Source organism: Streptomyces crystallinus (genome assembly GCF_039521265.1).
Taxonomy (GTDB): Bacteria; Actinomycetota; Actinomycetes; order Streptomycetales; family Streptomycetaceae; genus Streptomyces; species Streptomyces crystallinus.
In genome coordinates this window covers 237,434-254,517 of sequence record NZ_BAAACA010000014.1, presented here as the reverse complement: position 1 = coordinate 254,517, position 17,084 = coordinate 237,434, and the positions used below count along the sequence as shown (strand labels likewise).

At 70.9% G+C, this 17,084-nt stretch carries 21 protein-coding genes; 6 read left to right on the top strand and 15 right to left on the bottom strand.

Annotated elements, in window-relative coordinates; genetic code table 11:
* Nucleotides 1–4 precede the first annotated feature (4 nt).
* Nucleotides 5–694, bottom strand: a complete 690-nt coding sequence (locus ABD236_RS11740; protein ID WP_344073302.1) for an antibiotic biosynthesis monooxygenase family protein — start codon at nucleotides 692–694, stop codon at nucleotides 5–7.
* A 395-nt stretch (nucleotides 695–1,089) separates the two neighbouring features.
* Between ABD236_RS11740 and bla the strand changes: the two genes are divergently transcribed.
* The gene (gene bla, locus ABD236_RS11735) at nucleotides 1,090–2,025 is read left to right on the top strand and encodes a class A beta-lactamase (RefSeq protein ID WP_344073299.1); all 936 of its coding nucleotides are present in this window, start codon (nucleotides 1,090–1,092) and stop codon (nucleotides 2,023–2,025) included.
* A 14-nt stretch (nucleotides 2,026–2,039) separates the two neighbouring features.
* Here the strand turns inward: bla and ABD236_RS11730 are convergent, their stop codons facing one another.
* The 3 genes from ABD236_RS11730 to ABD236_RS11720 form a co-directional block, all read right to left on the bottom strand.
* Nucleotides 2,040–2,915, bottom strand: coding sequence for an NmrA/HSCARG family protein (locus tag ABD236_RS11730; RefSeq protein ID WP_344073297.1), 876 nt, complete (start codon nucleotides 2,913–2,915; stop codon nucleotides 2,040–2,042).
* 162 nt (nucleotides 2,916–3,077) lie between these two features.
* The gene (gene fabV, locus ABD236_RS11725; RefSeq protein WP_344073295.1) at nucleotides 3,078–4,295 is read right to left on the bottom strand and encodes an enoyl-[acyl-carrier-protein] reductase FabV; all 1,218 of its coding nucleotides are present in this window, start codon (nucleotides 4,293–4,295) and stop codon (nucleotides 3,078–3,080) included.
* 199 nt (nucleotides 4,296–4,494) lie between these two features.
* Nucleotides 4,495–5,730 carry an MFS transporter gene (locus ABD236_RS11720; protein ID WP_344073293.1) on the bottom strand — a complete coding sequence of 412 codons (1,236 nt, stop codon included), beginning with the start codon at nucleotides 5,728–5,730 and terminating at the stop codon, nucleotides 4,495–4,497.
* A gap of 490 nt (nucleotides 5,731–6,220) precedes the next feature.
* On the opposite strand from ABD236_RS11720, the gene ABD236_RS11715 reads away from it, so the two are divergent.
* Complete coding sequence (locus tag ABD236_RS11715; RefSeq protein WP_344073291.1) at nucleotides 6,221–6,691, top strand: MarR family winged helix-turn-helix transcriptional regulator; 471 nt, start codon at nucleotides 6,221–6,223, stop codon at nucleotides 6,689–6,691.
* A gap of 28 nt (nucleotides 6,692–6,719) precedes the next feature.
* Here the strand turns inward: ABD236_RS11715 and ABD236_RS11710 are convergent, their stop codons facing one another.
* Entirely contained in the window at nucleotides 6,720–7,373 is a 654-nt protein-coding gene (locus ABD236_RS11710) for a class I SAM-dependent methyltransferase (protein WP_344073289.1), read from the bottom strand.
* Nucleotides 7,374–7,548: 175 nt separating this feature from the next.
* Between ABD236_RS11710 and ABD236_RS11705 the strand changes: the two genes are divergently transcribed.
* The gene (locus ABD236_RS11705) at nucleotides 7,549–8,073 is read left to right on the top strand and encodes a MepB family protein (RefSeq protein ID WP_344073287.1); all 525 of its coding nucleotides are present in this window, start codon (nucleotides 7,549–7,551) and stop codon (nucleotides 8,071–8,073) included.
* 133 nt (nucleotides 8,074–8,206) lie between these two features.
* Here ABD236_RS11705 and ABD236_RS11700 read toward each other — a convergent pair whose 3' ends face one another.
* The 4 genes from ABD236_RS11700 to ABD236_RS11685 form a co-directional block, all read right to left on the bottom strand.
* Nucleotides 8,207–9,337 (bottom strand): threonine synthase, encoded by a 1,131-nt coding sequence (locus ABD236_RS11700; RefSeq protein WP_344074215.1) that lies wholly within the window; start codon nucleotides 9,335–9,337, stop codon nucleotides 8,207–8,209.
* A gap of 169 nt (nucleotides 9,338–9,506) precedes the next feature.
* The gene (locus ABD236_RS11695; RefSeq protein WP_344073285.1) at nucleotides 9,507–10,340 is read right to left on the bottom strand and encodes an alpha/beta fold hydrolase; all 834 of its coding nucleotides are present in this window, start codon (nucleotides 10,338–10,340) and stop codon (nucleotides 9,507–9,509) included.
* Nucleotides 10,341–10,404: 64 nt separating this feature from the next.
* On the bottom strand, nucleotides 10,405–10,905 hold the full coding sequence (locus ABD236_RS11690; protein ID WP_344073283.1) for a VOC family protein: 501 nt from the start codon (nucleotides 10,903–10,905) through the stop codon (nucleotides 10,405–10,407).
* Nucleotides 10,906–11,032: 127 nt separating this feature from the next.
* Nucleotides 11,033–11,716, bottom strand: a complete 684-nt coding sequence (locus ABD236_RS11685; protein ID WP_344073280.1) for an alpha/beta fold hydrolase — start codon at nucleotides 11,714–11,716, stop codon at nucleotides 11,033–11,035.
* 137 nt (nucleotides 11,717–11,853) lie between these two features.
* Between ABD236_RS11685 and ABD236_RS11680 the strand changes: the two genes are divergently transcribed.
* Together ABD236_RS11680 and ABD236_RS11675 are read left to right on the top strand one after the other, a co-directional pair.
* Nucleotides 11,854–12,126 (top strand): DUF3253 domain-containing protein, encoded by a 273-nt coding sequence (locus ABD236_RS11680; protein WP_344073278.1) that lies wholly within the window; start codon nucleotides 11,854–11,856, stop codon nucleotides 12,124–12,126.
* A 77-nt stretch (nucleotides 12,127–12,203) separates the two neighbouring features.
* Nucleotides 12,204–12,377 (top strand): alpha/beta fold hydrolase, encoded by a 174-nt coding sequence (locus tag ABD236_RS11675; protein WP_344073276.1) that lies wholly within the window; start codon nucleotides 12,204–12,206, stop codon nucleotides 12,375–12,377.
* A 46-nt stretch (nucleotides 12,378–12,423) separates the two neighbouring features.
* On the opposite strand, the gene ABD236_RS11670 is transcribed toward ABD236_RS11675, so the two are convergent.
* Nucleotides 12,424–13,080: a TetR/AcrR family transcriptional regulator gene (locus tag ABD236_RS11670; RefSeq protein WP_344073274.1), complete on the bottom strand. Its 657-nt coding sequence runs from the start codon at nucleotides 13,078–13,080 to the stop codon at nucleotides 12,424–12,426.
* Nucleotides 13,081–13,186: 106 nt separating this feature from the next.
* Between ABD236_RS11670 and ABD236_RS11665 the strand changes: the two genes are divergently transcribed.
* Nucleotides 13,187–13,981, top strand: a complete 795-nt coding sequence (locus ABD236_RS11665) for an SDR family NAD(P)-dependent oxidoreductase (RefSeq protein WP_344073271.1) — start codon at nucleotides 13,187–13,189, stop codon at nucleotides 13,979–13,981.
* Between the two features lie 30 nt (nucleotides 13,982–14,011).
* On the opposite strand, the gene ABD236_RS11660 is transcribed toward ABD236_RS11665, so the two are convergent.
* The 5 genes from ABD236_RS11660 to ABD236_RS11640 form a co-directional block, all read right to left on the bottom strand.
* Entirely contained in the window at nucleotides 14,012–14,776 is a 765-nt protein-coding gene (locus ABD236_RS11660; RefSeq protein WP_344073269.1) for a polysaccharide deacetylase family protein, read from the bottom strand.
* Nucleotides 14,777–14,929: 153 nt separating this feature from the next.
* A complete protein-coding gene (locus ABD236_RS11655; RefSeq protein WP_344073266.1) occupies nucleotides 14,930–15,496 on the bottom strand; it encodes a TetR/AcrR family transcriptional regulator in 567 nt (188 codons plus the stop codon).
* Nucleotides 15,493–15,855: a DUF1304 domain-containing protein gene (locus ABD236_RS11650; RefSeq protein ID WP_344073262.1), complete on the bottom strand. Its 363-nt coding sequence runs from the start codon at nucleotides 15,853–15,855 to the stop codon at nucleotides 15,493–15,495. Before ABD236_RS11650 ends, ABD236_RS11655 begins: the two co-directional genes overlap by 4 nt.
* A gap of 99 nt (nucleotides 15,856–15,954) precedes the next feature.
* Complete coding sequence (locus ABD236_RS11645) at nucleotides 15,955–16,545, bottom strand: hypothetical protein (RefSeq protein WP_344073260.1); 591 nt, start codon at nucleotides 16,543–16,545, stop codon at nucleotides 15,955–15,957.
* A gap of 190 nt (nucleotides 16,546–16,735) precedes the next feature.
* Nucleotides 16,736–17,062, bottom strand: a complete 327-nt coding sequence (locus ABD236_RS11640; RefSeq protein ID WP_344073258.1) for a hypothetical protein — start codon at nucleotides 17,060–17,062, stop codon at nucleotides 16,736–16,738.
* Nucleotides 17,063–17,084: the final 22 nt, after the last annotated feature.

Below are 17,084 nucleotides of genomic sequence, written 5' to 3'. Positions count from 1 at the left end.
CTCCTCACTCGCCGGCCGCGCGGGTGTGGACGACCTGGTAGGCGTTGGAGTCCACCGACGTCAGGAGCGAGCCGGTGCGGCGCTCGGCGTCCAGGCGGGCGGCGGGCCTGGCGTCCTGCGGGACTGCCTGGTAGGCGTCCCAGGCCTCCTTGTTCTCCCACTGCGAGTACGAGATGACGAAGGAGCCCTCGAAGCCGCGCGCGGCTATGCCCTTGAGGACGGTGTGGGAGACGAAGCCGGGAACCTCGTCGAGGAACCGCATCGACGGGCCGAGGGAGTCGACGAGGCCGTCCTGGTTCTTCTCCTCCACGCCGAAGACCGCGATGACGGTGTAGTCGGAGCGCTGCGGCGAGATCTCGACGCCCTCGCCCGACTTGGTCTGGGAGTACGCGATCTCGTTCTGGAGCAGCCGGATCGAGGTGGTCAGCTCGCCGAAGAGCGGGAGCGTACGGTGCTCGAACTCCTCGGCGTTGTAGCGGTCTTCCAGGTCGGCGCGGCTGCGCCACTGGATGAAGTTGGCGGTACCGGGCTTGTCCACACCGGCGTGCACGGTGGAGGACATCCAGCCCGGGTAGGCCGCCGAGTCGACGATCTCGCGCATCGCGCCGAGCAGACCCTCCTGCTTCTCCGGGGCGTCGGTGGTGAAGATGTTGAGGACGGTCAGGTTCTTGTCGTCGGCGGAGATCTTGGGCATGTCGTTCTCGCTTCCGGTGAGGTACGGGTGGGTGGCAGCGGGGCGTCGGGCTCGTCACGCCGGTGACCGGCTGCTCCACTTCCTGTGACGCCGTGTCTCGGCGCCGGTGACCACACTGGCGCGGCGGTGCGAAGGACGGGAGAGACCGGCTGATCCAGGGACTGGCAGTCCCTACTTACGGGCCGGGCCGCCGTGTTCAGCGGCGTGGCGGCCAGGCCCGCACGCCCTGATCTCCACGGACTCGATGGCCCGGCGCTGGCTGGAGAAGTGATCCTCGCGACGCCCTCGCCGCTGTGTCGGAGCAACGGTGACCGCACATCCCGGGGCAGGATCGGGGCATGCGCCACTCATTCCAGATACGTACTGACACCCGCGGCGCGACCGGAGGTTGGACCATGCAGCACTCACGTGCCCGACGCGCCGCGCTGGGCGGACTCGCCCTGCTCGTGACACTTCCCCTGATGGCCTGCGCGCAGCCCGAGGGCAACACGTCCGCACAGGCGCAGCCCACCGCCGGCCCGGCGACACGCACGCGTACGGACGCGAAGCCGCCCGTGGTGGACCTCAAGAACCTGGAGCGTAAGTACGGGGCGCGGCTCGGGGTGTACGCGGTGAACACCGGCAACGGGCGTGAGGTCGGCTACCGCGACGGCGAGCGGTTCGCCTACGCCTCCACGTTCAAGGCGCTTGCCGCCGGAGCCGTCCTGCGCAAGTACGGGCTGGCCGGTATGTCCAAGCTGATCAGGTACTCCAAGGACGACCTGGTGGCGAACTCGCCCGTCACCGAGAAGCACGTCGACACGGGGATGACGCTGGGCGAGCTGGGCGACGCGGCCGTGCGCTACAGCGACAACACGGCCGGGAACCTGCTGTTCGACGCGCTCGGCGGGCCGAAGGGCCTGGAGCGGGCGCTCAGGGAGGCGGGGGACACGGTGACCCGCGTCGAACGCCGCGAGCCGGAGCTGAACCAGTGGACCCCCGGTTCCGTACGGGACACCAGCACGCCCCGCACGCTGGCCCGGGACCTGCGCGCGTTCGTCCTCGGTGACCGTCTCGGTACGCCCGAACGCGCCCAGCTGACCCAGTGGTTGCGGACCAACACCACCGGGGACGAGCTCATCCGGGCGGGCGTTCCCAAGGGCTGGACCGTCGGCGACAAGACCGGCGCGGGCGGTGTCTACGGCATCCGCAACGACATCGCCGTGGTCTGGCCGCCCGATGGCGCGCCCATCGTCATGGCCATCGTGTCGAACCGCGGGACGCGGGACGCCGACTACGACAACAAGCTGATCGCGGACGCGGCGGCGGTGGTGTCCCAGGCGGTGTCGTAGCCACGGCGCCGTGATCAACGGGGCGTGGCGGAGAGCAGGGCGGGCCAGTCCTGCGCGGCGGCCCAGTCGGCGAAGCTGTGCCAGCCGACCTCGGGGTAGTCGCGGCGCAGCCCCGCCACGTCGACGTCGAGACCGACGGAGGTGAAGTACGCGAACATGGCGGCCAGATCGGTCGAGTGCTTCCGGACGTAGGCCAGGGGCACTTCGTGGTGGGTGACCGCGAGATCGAGGGCGGCGGCGAGGATCTCCGCCAGCTGCGCGGGCGTACGTTCGTCGGAGGCGATGTCGATGCGGCGCCCGGCGAACTCGTCGCGGCGCTGGAGGACCAGCGCGGCGAAGGCGCCGATGTCGGCGGCGGGGATCAGCGTGAGCGGCCGGTGGGCGGGCATGGGCCAGGCGAAGGTGGCCTCGCGCAGCCCGTCGAGGGTCCAGCCGCCGGCGTAGTTGTCCATGAAGGCAGCGGGGGCGATCACCGTCCAGGGCACACCGGCCGCGCGCAGGTGCTGCTCGATCAGGCGCTTGCTCTCGTAGTGCGGCACGCCGGTGTCGCGGTCGGCGTGGGCGGCGGAGGTGAACACGATGTGCCCGATGCCTGCCTCCGCCGCCACATCGACGAGGGTCGTCCCCTGCCGGACCTCGGTGTCGGTGTCCGTGCCGAACGGGGTGGTGACCGCGAAGAGGGAGTCCGCCCCGGCGAGCGCGGCCGCCAGTGAGGCACGGTCGTCGAAGTCGGCGTGACGTATCTCCGCGCCGAGGCCGCGCAGGGTGTCGGCGGCGGGGGAGTCGGGCCGACGGGTGAGCGCGCGGACCGGGTGGCCGGCGGCCAGCAGGGCGCGGGCGGTGGCTCCACCCTGGGTGCCGGTGGCTCCGGTGACGGCGACGGTGAGCATGGGTTCTCCTGGGCCTGGGATCAGATATCACTGTGGGGCGCATTGACTGCGTTACGCAGAAGAATAGCGCAATCGCTGCGCCGCGCAGTGATTATTCATGTGATCCAGGCGACAGGGCCGCGTTCGAGTCGCGTCGTCCCTCTCCGGCGCTCCCGGCCGGGGTCAGTTCGCCGCGGTGGGCCAGGGGATGTCGGTGGCGACGGGCGCGGTGTAGTCGATGCCGGGCACGTCGAAGCCGTACAGGCGGTGCACCTCACCCGTGAACCAGTCCAGGTCGGCGAGGTTCGCGACGGTGTCGGTGGTGGCGCTGCGCCAGCGCTCGGCCACGGCGGCCTGGACGGTGTCGGCGAGCTCCCAGGTGTCCAGGCGGATGCGGCCCTCCTCGTCCAGGGTGAGCGGGCGGGCGCCGGTGAGCTGGTCCCACAGCTCGATGAGCTGGGCGACCGGCGGGACCATCGACGCGCCCAGGACGCTGCGCAGCAGCGAGGTGTAGAGGGCGATGCCAGGGATGGCGGTGGAGGACTGCGTGACGGCCGCGCCGTTCACGCTTGTCGCGGCCCGTCCGCCGACCAGCTTGGCCAGACGCTCGTTCAGCTGGCGGGCGGTGGCCTCCAGATGGGCCTTGGCGGCGCCGATCGTGCCCTGACGGTAGATCGCGGCGGTCAGGGGCGAGCCGATGTACGAGAGGGCGACCGTGCTGAAACCGTCGGCGAGCAGCTCCCTGTCGGCGAGGAAGGTGATCCAGCGCTCCCAGTCGGCGCCGCCCATCACCGCCACGGTCTGCTCGATGTCGTGGCCCTCGGCCGGCTGGGTGGTCACGTCCTTGACGTCCGGGGCGCCGTGCTCGTCGAAGACCAGGGTCTTGGTGGTGTTCGCCGCGCCGATCGGCTTCAGGACCGACGTGTACGTCGCCCCGCTGGCGGGGTCGGTGCGGCGCGGGGCGGCGACCGAGTAGACGAGGTGGTCGAGCCGGCCCCCGAAGCGTTCGGTGAGCACCGCGGCGACCTGCTCCTTCATCGGATCGCCGAAGGCGTCGCCGTTGAGGAACACCATGTCGCTGCCGTGCTGTCGGGCGAGCTCGGCGGTGGCGGCGGTGCGGTACCAGCCGGCCGTCCCGGTGCGCCGGTGGCTGGGCGCCTTCTCGAAGCAGACGCCGATGCCGCGGATCCCCACCCGGGCGAGCCCGGCGACGGTGGCGGCCAGTCCGTACCCGGCGGACGAGCCGATCACCAGCGCCACCGGCCGCTCACCGTCGCCGCGCACCGGCTGCCCGGCGGGGACGGCCTGCCCCATGTCGTGGACGAGCCGGGCACACCCGGCGGGGTGGGAGTCGAGGAAGAGGAAGCCGCGGTTCTTGGGCGCGATGACGCGTTCGCTCACGGGGGAGTCCTTGGATCGGAAGCAGTGTCGGCGGTAACCGCCCTGGTCAGCGGCCACCTCCGGCAAGTCTGGGCCCGTACGGGGGGTGCGCGGTCCCACGGCTGGACACAGAGATCATCGGGCGCGCTTGGAGGGTTCGGTCACAACGGTCGGCGAGAACGCCTGCGTCAACGGCGTTCCGGCAGCGCGCGGTTATCCCCTAGGGCTGCTGCTGCGAGGGGCGCGCCGCCGGTGGCCCGGCCGGGAGTGGCTCGTTCTGTCGCTGGGCCAGGGAGGCCGAGAAGCGTGCGCGGGCGACCGGGCCGACCAGGGCGACGGGCACGGTGACGGCCGCCGCGATCGCGAAGAGGGCGCCGAAGCGCTTGTCGTCCGCCAGCCCGCTCACCAGATACGTACTGAGGGCGGCCCCGGTGTAGACGGCGCAGGCCACCAGGGAGGTGGCGATGCCCCGTACCTGGGGCGGCGCGACCTCGGTCCCCCAGGTCTGCACGGTGGACTGGACGAGCGCGAAGGCAAGGCCGGAGAGCACGCTGGCGGTCAGCACGGTCGCCATCGACTGGGTGGGTACACAGACCAGATAGCCCACGCCGAGCAGTACGCTGCCGACGGCGAAGTGGGTCGCGGCCGTCACCCGCTGGCCCAGGGCGCGTACCGCCACGCCGCCCGCCACCGCGGCCAGGCCGTAGCTGCCGGTGACCAGACCGGCGTACACGACGCTGTGTCCGCCCGCCTGGAGTGCGGTGTTGAGGAAGTTGAAGAAGCCCAGCATGGCCGCGCCCTCGATGAGTGCGAAGGCCACGAGGAAGCGGAACCAGCCGATACGGAAGACCATGGCGAGCCGGGCCGAGACGCTCGTCCCGCTCGGCGCCGGGGCGGAGGCCTCCGGCAGCCGGCCGAAGGCGAGGACGAGCAGCGGGGAGCAGATCGCCACCAGCAGGATCGCCGCGCGCCAGCTCCACAGATGGGTGAAGACACCGGCGACCACGGTCGCGGCGGCCGTGCCGACGGCCCCGGCCGCGAGCACGCTCGCCACGGTCCGCTGCCGCTGGGCGAAGGGCAGCCGGTCGCCCACGTACGCGACCATCACCGGCAGCAGCGCGGCCGCCGACGCGCCCGCGAGCGCGCGCCCGAGGATGAGCACGCCCAGGTTGGGGGCGAGCGCGGACACCAGATCGGCGACGCAGATGCCCACCAGGGCGGCTCGCATGACCCGTACGCGCCCGTACACATCGGAGATCAGGCCGTGGACGGGCTGCATCAGGCCGAACAGCAGCAGATACGCGGTGAGGGCGATCGTGACGGAGGAGAGGCTGACGCCCAGGCCCTTGGACGCGGGCAGCAACAGCGGGGTGATCACGATCCGGTCGAAGTTGCCGAGGAACGATCCGGCGTAAATGAGCCGCATGTCCTGGGCATCGGTGGTGCGCTTGTTCATGGCCTTCCCTCCGGCTCGGTGGTCTGCTGACGGGCTGCGGTCGTCGCGTGCACCCGCGCCTCCATGACTGTCCCGGAAGGCCGATTAATCAATAGCGCTGATAGTCAGAGGACCTGATGGGTCAGTATGGGGCGGCCTGCGGGAATCGTCAACGCGAGAGCTGGGGTTCACGGGCCCAATCACCCGGTGGAGCGGCCCAGTTGAGGCAACGGGCTGCCCATCCGGCTGGTTACGCGCCCGGGGCGCACGCGGTCTCTGTCCTCCTCGGATGGGCGCCGCCAGTGAGGCCAAGCCGCCGGGGTGCGGTCGAAGGCGGCCTGCGTTGCCCGCTGTTGAAGGCTTGACGTGTCTCAAAGTCGTTGGTCTTCTGTCTAAAAGACAGTCAGTGCTGCTGTCGGACACACCGCGGCGGGATACGCCGACCGGCCCGTCGAGTGTCCTGGGGCCGACCGTGCGCCGTGCCCGGCGCTCGCTGGAGGGGGCCGGAGGAATGACCGTGAGCAAGGAGCTCGGCGTCGCGGATCCACCCTTGTTCGAAGGGCTTCAGCACCTGCACGGCTTCCTGCTGTGCAAGGCCGCCCAGGCGGTCACCGTCTTCGTCGAGAGGGATCTGTCCCCACTCCACGTGACGATGCGTCAGTTCGGCGTACTGGCCGTCGTCGCGGCCGAACCCGGCCTCAACCAGCGAGCGGTGGGGAACAGGCTGCGCATCAACCGGATGACCATCGTCGCCCTGGTCGACACGCTGGAGGGGACGGGGCTGATGGAACGCAGACGCGGCCCCGACCGTCGGAGCCTGGCCCTGCATCTGACCGAACGGGGCATCGTACGGCTGCGCGAGGCGCAGGAGGTGCTCGCCGAAGTCCACCGGGAGTTCCTCAGCCCCCTCTCCGCCGAGGAGCGCGAAGCCCTGCGGAAGCTTCTGGTGCGTCTGGTGGTGGTGCGCCAGCCCGGCCTGTGAGGGCGCCGCTCCCAGGACGCCGGGCGCGTCAGGCGGGAGCGGTCTGCGCTGTGCGATCCGGTCGACTGGCCCTGATCACGGTGGCGTACGCCTCGCGCTCACCCGTCGAGGTGGTGACGGTGTGCGCGACCCGCGCGGCGCGCTCGACACGCAGGCCCGACAGCTCGGCGCGCAGGCGCTCCGGGGTGAACATCCTCTCCGGCTGGGACGGCCCTTCGAGCCCCGTGCCGAGGTTGTCGAGGTGGTGACCCACGATCACCAGCCGTCCGCCCGGCGCCAGCGCCTTGGCCGCCCGGGCCAGCAGCATCGCCCGCTGTGCCGGTTCGACGTGCACGTACGTGATGAGGGCGAGGCCGAAGGTGTCCTGCGGCGGCTCATAGGAATCCAGGTCGGCGAGAACGGTTGTCACCTCTACGTTTTCCGCCGTGGCCTGCTGCTTCGTACGCTCCAGGGCCACCGCCGAGATGTCCACCGCCGTCACATGCCAACCGCGCCGGGCGAGCCACATCGTGTGCCGTCCGGCGCCCGCACCGAGGTCGAGGGCCCGGTGTCCCGGCTTGGCGGGGTCCGCGTCCGGCGCCACCAGCGCCAGCTCCTCGACCGCCAGTGGGTGAGGGGCAAGGGTCCACCCGATGTCGCCATGGGTGTAACGACGGTCCCAGTACTCCGCCCAATCCGTCATCTGCGCTCCTACTTCCGCACGCCGGGAAGAAGCCTTGAGCAACGTGGCAGCGAAGCAGACTATCACCGGCACTGTCTGTGGTGGGTACGAGCCGGGAGCCGTGCCGGGAGCCGTGCGGGGACTCGCTCGCCGAGAACCTGCGGGGGCGTGGCGACCGGAATGGCAGGATGTGCGGATGGCGACGAATCAGCCCTGGTCAGGGTTTCCCGGTGACCTCCTGACGGCCAAGGAGCTGGTGTACGACGCGGTCGGTTTCGTCTGCACGCCACCGGTGCCCGAGCCCGAGAGCGCGGAGTACGCGGCACATGGGTTCACGCTGGACGGGCTGGCGGTGAGGTTCCGCATAGCGAAGACCACCCCTACGAAGACGGGCCAGTTCGTCACCGTATGGCAGCGATCCGTCGAGGGCCCCATCCGGCCCTTCGACGCCGAGGACGGAGTCGATCTCGTCGTCATCAGCAGCCGCGACAGCGGCTATTTCGGACAGTTCGTGTTCCCGCGAGCGGTGTTGTGCGAGCGCGGCATCATGTCGCGGGCCGGGGCCGGTGGGAAGCGCGGATTCCGTGTCTATCCGCCGTGGGTGACGACGACCAGCCGCCAGGCCGACCGTACGCAGAGGTGGCAGGGGGAGTACTTCCTGCCGCTCGATGAGGGAAAACCCCTCGATGTGGCGCGGGCGCGGGTGCTCTATCACCCGTAGGGGCGGCGGTGACGGCATGCCAGCGGGCCCCCACGGCGTGGGAAACCACGATGACCGGTGGCTCACCCTCCGGAGGGTCCGTACGGGCGCGACTGCCGCTGTTGAGCGGGTCGTACCACTACGGAAGGGGGGATCAGTCGCGGATGCCCGCCGCGTGCAGTCGGCTGCGGACGTCGTCCCATTCCGGGGAGACGGTCTTGGTCGACTGGGAGCCGACGCTGCGGTTCTTGAAGCCGCTGGAGGTGGAGATGCAGACCACCGGGCCGTCGAGGTCGGGCACGGTACGCAGACCCGCGAGTCCGGCGGCGCTGGACAGTTCGGTCCACAGGCCCGCCCGGGCGAGTTCCCCGTGGGCGGCCTCGAGTTGTGCGTCACTGAGTTCGAGGACCTGGCCGCCGCTGTCCTCGACGGCGACCACACCGCGATAGCCGCTGACGGGGGAGACGATGGAGTAGGCCTCGGTGTGTCCCACCGTGACGTGCGCCGCCGGTACTCCGCGCCGCACTGCCTCGGCGAGCGGCGCGGCCGCAGTCGGCTGGCAGGCGTACATCCGCGGCAGCCGGTCGATGAGGCCGAGCGAGCGGAGTTCGGTGAATCCCTTCCAGACACCGAAGAGGAGTTCGCCGTACGCGGTGGGGACGAAGACGGCGGCGGGGGCGCCGAGATCCTGGTGGATCTCGTACGCGATGGTCTTGTACCCCTCGGGGCCGAAGGCGTGTCCGGTGTGGGTGGTGGTGAGGTTGCTGACCGGGTGCAGGCCCGTCCGCTCGACGATCTTCCGCGTCAGCGGCCATCTCGCTTCCCAGGGCACGGGCAGGACGACCGCGCCGTAGGCGTGGAGGAAGGAGTCGACGGCGGGAGGCAGTTCGGGGCCCGCGACCACGACGCAGCGCAGGCCCGCGCGGGCGGCGTAGGCGGCGGCGGAAGCCCCGTGGTTGCCGGAGGAGGCGACGACGACGCCCGGGGCCCCGGTGGTGACGGCGGCGCTGACGGTGCACCGGTTCAACCGGTCCTTGTGGCTCCAAGTGGGGTTGCGGGACTCGTCCTTGACGAAGACGCCGGCCTCGATCTCGATGAGCGGTGTGCCGCCCTCACCCAGCCCCGGCGCGGCCAGCGGCGGCAACAGCGGAGCCCAGCGGTCCAGGCCTCCTCCTCGCCCCGCGGCGGTGGCGAACAGAAAGGGGTCGACCTGGTCGTAGGCGTAGTCGACTTCGACAGGGTAGGAGACCTCGGCGGTACTGGTACGGGGGCAGCCGCTGGTCATCGGTGGCCACAGGGGGTAGGTGACCGTGGGGTCGCCCAGCGAGCGCTGAAGGGTTGCCGAAGACCATTGCGTCGTCACGGCGTGAGCCTATCGACCGCCTCGCGCACGAAGATCGCGGGAGCGGTGAAGGAGCCTTGCCACCGTGATCACTTGCCCTCGCCGGCAGTCGTCAAGGCCTCGTGCCAGAAGGAGATGAGGACGCGGAACTCGTGGCGGCCTCCACGATCACCTCGGCCACCCGCGCGGGCTGTTCCACCAGCGCCATGTGTCCCGCGTCCGGCACCGTCACCATCGTGATCTGCGGGCTCGCCTCCAGTTGGACGCGCTCTTCGTCCTTGAGGCCGATGTCGTCGTGGTCGCCGCGTACGACCCAGGCGCGGGCGCCCGAGGCCCGCAGGCGGGCCACGAGGGACGGGTGCTGGTGGAGGTACTCGTAGTAGTGCCGTACGACGTTGCGGCAGAACGCGGGGTCGTTGTTGCCCAGGTCCGCGGCGAGGGCCTGCGCGCGGTCCTCCGGGATGTTCTGCTTGAGCATCTCCTTCTTCATCATCTGGGGCATCGCCTTCAGCATGGCCGTCCACGCCAGCGGCCCCAGGGCCGGCATCCGCCCCACCTGGTCCAGAACCCCGAGGAACCTGGCCTCGTCCGCCCGCGAGAACGTCGGCGACAGGAGGACCAAGGGGTCGGAGCACACACCGAGGGCGGCCATCTCGATCACGACGTTGGCGCCCAGGCTGTGCCCCACCACCACGTCGCAGCCCTCGGCTGCCGCGAACTCACCCATCAGCCGTGCGTAGTTCTCCATCGACAGGTCGGCCGGGGCGGTGGTCCGGCCGAACCCCGGCATCGTCGCCGCCACCATGCCCAGCCCTGCTTCGGCCATCACCGGCTGAGCCATCACATCCGCGTAGAACTCCGTGGTGCACAAGCCGCCGGGCAGCAGCAACACCCGGTGCTCAGCGTCCACCGGACCCGCTCTGCGTACATCCAGAACTTCGTCCATATGTCCACACTGAGCTCGCCGGTCGGATAACGCGACCGATCCTGGACGAGGTGCCCGTCGGCCGTCAGGTGGCGGAGCCGGCCGCCGCGCCCGTCTTGAGGTCGGGGCCCCAGCGCCGGAGGGACTCTTCGAGGTCGAGTGCGCTGGGCCGGCCCGTCTCGGTGGCCGAGGGCCAGTCCTCGCGCGGTACGCGCCACATGATCTCGAACTCGTTGCCGTCGGGGTCCTTGGCGTAGAGCGACTTCGACACCTGGTGGTTGGTGGACCCGACCATGGCGCCACGCTTGTTGATCTTCTCGGCGATCTCGACGAGCTCGCCGAGCGTTCCCACCTCCCAGGCCAGGTGGTAGAGGCCGACGCGGCCCTGCTCCGGTCCGGGGGCGTCCGGGCCGACGGAGAACAGGCCGAGGTCGTGGTCGTTCAGTGTGCCCTCGGCGCTGAGGAACGCGGCGCGTCCCGGGATGTCGACGTCGAGCCGGAAGCCGAAGACGTCGGTGTAGAACTCGACGGCTCGCGCGACGTCGCGTACGTAGAGCACCGCGTGGTTGAGGCGGCGTACAGGCATGGGGATCTCCCTGGGGGCGACGAGGCCGAGGAGGCGGCCTCGCTAGCGACGATAAAACAATGTGAGACTTCAAGTAAACCTCTTCTGTCCGTGAACATGTCGACACGGTGGGTGACGAGGGGTGGGGTCAGCTCGTGCCCGCACCCCCGAGGATGTCCGCCAGCTCGACCGGGCGGCTGAGCGCAACGCAGTGACCTGCGGTGATCTCCTCGGGGGTGACAGCCAGCCGCTCCCGTGCGAGACGGCGCTGGAAGGCGGGAGGAAAGAAGCGGTCCTGGGCGCACACCACGAATCTCGTCGGCACCGGCGGCCAGGCGTCGAGGGGCCACGGCTGGGCCCACGCGGCGGGTGAGGGGTGGGGCCGTTCCTTGCTGAGCGCCTCCTGCGCCAGTACGCGCGGCACGCCGTTGTAGAACCCGATGTATGGGTCGTCGTTGCCGGTCAGGCCGCCGTCCTGGGCGGCCTGGTGGCGTACGGCCTGGGTGTAGCCGGTGTTGGCCCACCACTGCTCCGGCGACTCACCAGGAGCGGGGACCATTCCGGCGACCAGGACCAGCGAGGCGACCGGACGGCGGGCGGCGATCAGGGGCGCGGTGAACGCGCCGAACGAATGGCCCACGACCACGAGATCGCGGTGGCCGCCGACGGCCGCGAGGACGGCGTCCGCGTAGTCGTCGAGCGTCAGCGTGTCGTCGCCTGCGGGGAGGTCCGGCGCCACCACGCCGTGCCCGCGTGCCCGAAGCTCCGCCTCGACCAAGTGCCAGTACCAGCCGACGTCGCCGGCGCCGTGGATCAACACGAATGTGGTCACCCACCCAGGTTCCCACCGCCGCGCTCGACCGGCGGTGGGAACCTGGGCAATCTCTGGGGGGCAAGATGCCCCGGGGGTGTCGATGACTTTCAGCCCGGCGACCTTCGTGTCGCCGCTGTTCCTGCGACACTGGAGGAGTGACCCACGGTGATCGCCAGATGGACAGGCGCCTGGAGCGCGCCGTCCTGGAACTCCTGGAGCGTCGTGCCGCGACCGCGACGATCTGCCCCTCCGACGCCGCCCGGGCGGTGTACGACGGAGACGACGACGGCTGGCGCGCGCTGATGGAACCGGCCCGACGCGCGGCCCGGCGGCTGGTGGCGGCCGGCCAGGTGGAGATCACCCAGGGTGGCCACCCCGTCGACCCGGGCCAGGCCCGCGGCCCGATCCGTATCCGCCGCGCCCGCTGACACGCCTTCGCGCCCGTCTCCTCCGGGCGACCCCTACTCCGCTGTCTCCCTCCAGTGGGGTGACCGTGCGGCCGCTGATGGCAGCCGGCTGCGTCGTCCTGGCGCAGGAACACGCCCAGGAGATGGCCGACCGCCGGGCTGGTCAGGCGCAGTTGGCCGTGCTTCCGGCCGGGCACGTCGTGCACCACGACGCCCCCGACCGGTTCGCCGACGTCGTACGGACGTTTCTGTCCCGACAGCTGATGCGCTGACGACGGACAACTGACGACGTACGGGCACGGTCGGTACCCGTGCCCGTCAGCGGGCCAACAGGCTGATCCCGCCCGTGAGTTCCCGCAGGCAGCGGACGGCGAGCTCGGCGGGGGAGCCCGCGCCCGTGGTGGGCGCGTCGGTGGCGGCCCACGCCTCCAGGGCGATCCGGATGGCGTCGGTGGCCGCGGCCGCCGCCAGCCGTACCTCCAACGGGTCGGCGCCCGCCCCGGCCAGCCGGGTGAGCACGGGCAGCAGCTTCTCTTCGGACTCCTGGTTCACCCGGTACCAGACTGCCCGGAGCGCCGGGTCGCTCTCGGCGGCCCGCAGCAGCCCGCGCGTCCAGCCCAGCTGCTCGGCGGCATGCTCGTCCGGCACTGACAGGGCCTCGGCGACGGCCCGCTCCAGGGTCGCGGGCAGCGCGCCCGGCTCGGCGGCTTCCAGCAGCGCGCGCCAGCGCTCGGCGCCGCCGGAGAGCAGCGGGCCGACGGCGTCCTGCTTGGAGCGGAAGTAGCGGTAGAAGGTCCGCAGCGCCACCCCGGCCCGGCCCGCGATGGCCTCGGCGGTGGTGGAGTCGGGGCCGTGCTCGGCGAAGAGCGCGGCGGCGGCGCGGGCGATGTCGAGCTGGGTCGCGGCCTTGCGGCGCTCGGTCAGGGAGAGCTGGGTCACGTCAGCAGCGTACGTCAGTCGCACCACGTGAGGCATGAAATGCAAACATGGCAAAACGTGCCACTAAGGCGTACGGTGGACGCCGCAGAGGGGGCGCCGACGACATCACGCGGGCCCCGGAACCTTTGAAAGCAGGAGTGCCATGACCGTCATCAACCGTTACGAGGGCCGCCGCGCGCTGATCACCGGAGGCGGTTCCGGCATCGGCCAGGCCACCGTGCTGCGGCTGCTCGCCGAGGGCGGCCTGGTCGTCGCCGCCGACGTCAGCGAGGCCGGCCTCGAGGACACCCGGGCCAAGGCGGGCGCCGCTGCCGGGCGTCTGACGACGGTCGTCGTGGACATCGCGGACGAGGCGTCGGTCCGCGCCGGGGTCACCGCCGCCGTAGAGGCGCTGGGCGGGCTGGACGTGCTGGTCAACGCGGCGGGCATCCTGCGCTCCTCGCACACCCACGAGACGACCCTCGCCGACTTCAACAAGATCGTCGCCGTCAACCTGACCGGTACCTTCCTGATGATCCGTGAGGCGATCCCGGCGCTGCTGAACGGCGACTCCCCGGCCGTGGTCAACTTCAGCTCCACCTCGGCCGCGTTCGCCCATCCGTACATGGCGGCGTACGCGGCCAGCAAGGGCGGCATCCAGTCGATGACCCACGCGCTCGCCGCCGAGTACGCCAAGCAGGGCATCCGGTTCACCGCCGTACAGCCCGGCTCCATCTCCTCCGGTATGACCGACGGCTCCGGCGCCTCGAAGGCGAGCGTCGGCCCCGGCCTGCCCGAGGACGCCGACATGTCGCTGTTCCTGAAGCTGGCTCCGGCCATCGGCCAGGGCTTCGCGGGCCCGGAGACGGTCGCCTCGGTGGTCGCGATGCTGGCCTCGGACGACGGCCGGTTCATCACCGGCACCGAGGTGCGCGTCGACGGCGGTACGCACTTCTGAGACCCGCCGCTGTTCGTGGACGCCTCGGTGTTACGTCACCGGGCGGCGCGCGAGCAGGGTGCGGAGGTCGCCGACGCGGTAGTCGTTGGCGTGGAGGTGCCGGATGATCCGAGGCAGGGCCAGGGCGTCGAGGACGGGCTCCGGCCGCTGCTCGTCCGGCGTGCCGACGTGCATCTGGAGGATCTGGCCGGGTGCGAGGGTCTCGGCGGCGCGGGCGGCGGCCAGGGCGACGGTCATGCCGCCGGTCCGGCCGACATAGCCACGGGTGTCGGTGGTGAACTCGACGTTGGTCCAGCCGCGTGCGTTCGCGTCGACGATGCCGTTGGCGGTGGGCTCGCTGTACGGGAAGCGGAAGAAGGGCGCCGGGGGCGCGTCGATGGCCTTCCGGATGGCTCTGTCGGCGCGGTCCATGTCCGACTGCCCCTGTGCGCGCGTGATGTGCCGGTAGTCGGGGTGGCTGTAGGAGTGGTTCCCGATGCCGTGGCCCGCCGCGGCGATGGTCCGCATCGCGCAGGTGTGCCGTTCGGCGAACTGTCCGGTGACGAAGAACGTGGCCGGCAGGCCGTGGTGGCTCAGCACGGACAGGACGGTGTCGAGGCCGGCCTCGTTCCAGGCCGCGTTGAAGGTCAGCGCGACGACGCGCCGGCGCGTGGGGATGCGTCGGAGCGATTCTTTGGGCCATGGGGTGGTGGGGCGCGGAAGGGGGCCGAGTGGTGCCGCGACGGCCGATGGCGTGACGGCGAGCGCGGCGAGCGCGAGCAGGCCGGTGCGGCGGGGGATGGGGGCAGGGTTCACGTCGGGTGATTGTTTCGCGGCCCGGTACGGCGGAGGGGGGTGACTCCAGAGCGCGTGGGAGTGCTCAGGCAGTCCCCGTCGCGCCGGATGCGCTCGGCCGTTGGGGTGTCTGGGAACGGGCGGCCTTCAGCTCGACGCCCATGCGCGACAGCGTCAATGCAGGGGGGTGCGGTGCAGGTTGACGAGCAGCCGCCAGACCCGGGTGGCGATCTCGGCAGCAGTGGCCTCGATGAGGCCGTGCAGCCAGTCGGCGAGCACCCCGGCGAAGGTCCCGGCCACGGCCGAGGCGACCAGGTCCGGTTCGGGAGCGCCGGCGAGGGCGCGTTCCGTACGGCTGCGGGCGCGCAGGTCCTCGTGGAGGACGCGGCCGAGCGGTCCGCCGCCGCCCGGGCGCAGCAGTTCCCGGTAGAGAGCGGCGTGCGGAGACAGGCGGTCGAAGAAGGTGATCAGCGCGGGTGGCGGGGTGCGGGGGTCGGGCGTGCCGCGCCAGGCGTGCAGGGCGTCCACCGCTTCGCGGACGATGTCGGCGCAGGCGTCGACGGCGAGGGCCTCCAGGTCGGCGTAGTGCAGGTAGAAAGTGGCGCGGCCGACCCGTGCCCTGCGTACCAGCGCGGCGACGCTGACCTCGGCCAGGGGGCGGCTCGCACACTCCTCGAGAAGCGCATCACGCAGCTTGGTCCGGGTCCGTGCCGCACGGGGATCCTCGTGCACGGCGGTCATCGCGCGAGGAGGACGGCGCCGAGCGCCAGCGCGCCGGGCAGCGCCTGGGCGACCAGGATGCGCCGGTTGGCGGTGAGACCCCCGTACACCCCCGCGACGAGCACACAGGAGAGGAAGAAGACCTGGACCCGGAACCCGGTCGGGTCTGTGGCGATCAGACCCCAGACGAGGCCGGCCGCCAGGAAGCCGTTGTAGAGGCCCTGGTTCGCGGCGAGCGGGGCGGTTGCACGGGCCATGGCCGCGTCAAAGCCGGAGAGCTCGCGGCCCGGCTTCTTCTCCCACAGGAACATCTCCAGGACCAGGATGTACGCGTGCAGTGCGGCCACCAGGCCGACCAGCACGTTCGCGGTCGTCTCCATACGCGCAGGGCTCCCTCAAGTTTCATGGACAGATGTCCAGAATACATGGACACCTGTCCATCTTCGAGGGGCGGGCGGGGGGGGGAGCCCCCGGGAGTTCTACGAGTCGGTCGTGCACTGCACCGCGAGGTCGTCGATACGCACGGTCCTCGATGTCCCGTCGTACGAGCTGATCACGGCCTCGACGAAGACGTTGGTGTTGCCACGCGGTGACCACGCCGGGGTGTCGACGGCCTGGTACGCGGAGTTGGCGTTGAGCCAGGGCACGGTCTCGCCCAGCTTGTTGCCGTTCGCGTCCCACACCCTGAGTGCGAACTGCACACCGTTCTGCGGCCAGACGTAGATACGGGCCGCGCAGGTGGAGTTCCACGAAATGCCGTTGAGCGCGGCCCAGGTCCCCTCGCGGGCCCACCCCTGACGTGCGTAGAGCCAACCGTTGTTCTGGCCCCAGTGGGCGGTCGCGGTGTTGACCTCGAAACCCGCGCGGGCGTCGTCCCCGGTGAGGTGGTCCCACTTGTCGAGCTGGCTGCCCTCGAATCCGTTCGAGAACACGAGCACTCCGGCGTGCGCGGGAGTCGACAGTGCCAGGACGGCCGCCGGCACCACGCCGACGGCGAGCCATCTGGTCAGACGCCGGGCACGGCTGCGGGTGGTACGTGGGGCGTTTGCTTCTTGGCGACGTATTCTCATGCGTTCCCTCCTAGGGTCGCCGCCCAGGCTCGCAGCCCCCCTCCGCCCCACCAATCCCCAAAGTTTGGGATTGCGCGACGGGGGACGAGCATTGCCTGCCACCGAGTGGGGTGGCCGGCGGGTGCTCATGGCGTGCGGTGTACGGCAGCCTTCCGGGGAGACCGCTGTGATCAGGTGTGATCAGTTGTGATCAGGCGAACTTCACGCTGTGAGGCACGGGTTGGCCGAAGCCGCGAGAGGAGTGCGGTGCCAGCGGCGAGCCAAGGACGTCTTCACATCCGTGGTCCGAGTACACGATGGCCACGGAGCCGGTGCCGTTGTCGATGTGCACCGCTCCGCTGACCAGCAGGAAGCACTCACCGCTCGCGGGGTTCTGGGTGGTGAAATCGTCTCCGTTGACATTGACGTAATGCAAGGCTCCGTTGGCTGCCTGGACGTCGACCGACCCGCCGGTGGCCAGCGCGAGTGTGACCACGGCGGCCGCGGCCACCCGCGCCAGGTGCCTGAATGCCTTCATCTCTGTTCCCCTTCGGGCTGGT

Coding starts and splice junctions, on each gene's coding strand:
- ABD236_RS11740 (WP_344073302.1), bottom strand. CDS start 694: ATGCCCAAGATCTCCGCCGACGACAAGAACCTGACCGTCCTCAACATC.
- bla (WP_344073299.1), top strand. CDS start 1,090: ATGCAGCACTCACGTGCCCGACGCGCCGCGCTGGGCGGACTCGCCCTG.
- ABD236_RS11730 (WP_344073297.1), bottom strand. CDS start 2,915: ATGCTCACCGTCGCCGTCACCGGAGCCACCGGCACCCAGGGTGGAGCC.
- ABD236_RS11720 (WP_344073293.1), bottom strand. CDS start 5,730: ATGAACAAGCGCACCACCGATGCCCAGGACATGCGGCTCATTTACGCC.
- ABD236_RS11715 (WP_344073291.1), top strand. CDS start 6,221: ATGACCGTGAGCAAGGAGCTCGGCGTCGCGGATCCACCCTTGTTCGAA.
- ABD236_RS11710 (WP_344073289.1), bottom strand. CDS start 7,373: ATGACGGATTGGGCGGAGTACTGGGACCGTCGTTACACCCATGGCGAC.
- ABD236_RS11705 (WP_344073287.1), top strand. CDS start 7,549: ATGGCGACGAATCAGCCCTGGTCAGGGTTTCCCGGTGACCTCCTGACG.
- ABD236_RS11700 (WP_344074215.1), bottom strand. CDS start 9,337: ATGACCAGCGGCTGCCCCCGTACCAGTACCGCCGAGGTCTCCTACCCT.
- ABD236_RS11695 (WP_344073285.1), bottom strand. CDS start 10,340: ATGGACGAAGTTCTGGATGTACGCAGAGCGGGTCCGGTGGACGCTGAG.
- ABD236_RS11690 (WP_344073283.1), bottom strand. CDS start 10,905: ATGCCTGTACGCCGCCTCAACCACGCGGTGCTCTACGTACGCGACGTC.
- ABD236_RS11675 (WP_344073276.1), top strand. CDS start 12,204: ATGGCAGCCGGCTGCGTCGTCCTGGCGCAGGAACACGCCCAGGAGATG.
- ABD236_RS11670 (WP_344073274.1), bottom strand. CDS start 13,080: ATGCCTCACGTGGTGCGACTGACGTACGCTGCTGACGTGACCCAGCTC.
- ABD236_RS11665 (WP_344073271.1), top strand. CDS start 13,187: ATGACCGTCATCAACCGTTACGAGGGCCGCCGCGCGCTGATCACCGGA.
- ABD236_RS11655 (WP_344073266.1), bottom strand. CDS start 15,496: ATGACCGCCGTGCACGAGGATCCCCGTGCGGCACGGACCCGGACCAAG.
- ABD236_RS11650 (WP_344073262.1), bottom strand. CDS start 15,855: ATGGAGACGACCGCGAACGTGCTGGTCGGCCTGGTGGCCGCACTGCAC.
- ABD236_RS11645 (WP_344073260.1), bottom strand. CDS start 16,545: ATGAGAATACGTCGCCAAGAAGCAAACGCCCCACGTACCACCCGCAGC.
- ABD236_RS11640 (WP_344073258.1), bottom strand. CDS start 17,062: ATGAAGGCATTCAGGCACCTGGCGCGGGTGGCCGCGGCCGCCGTGGTC.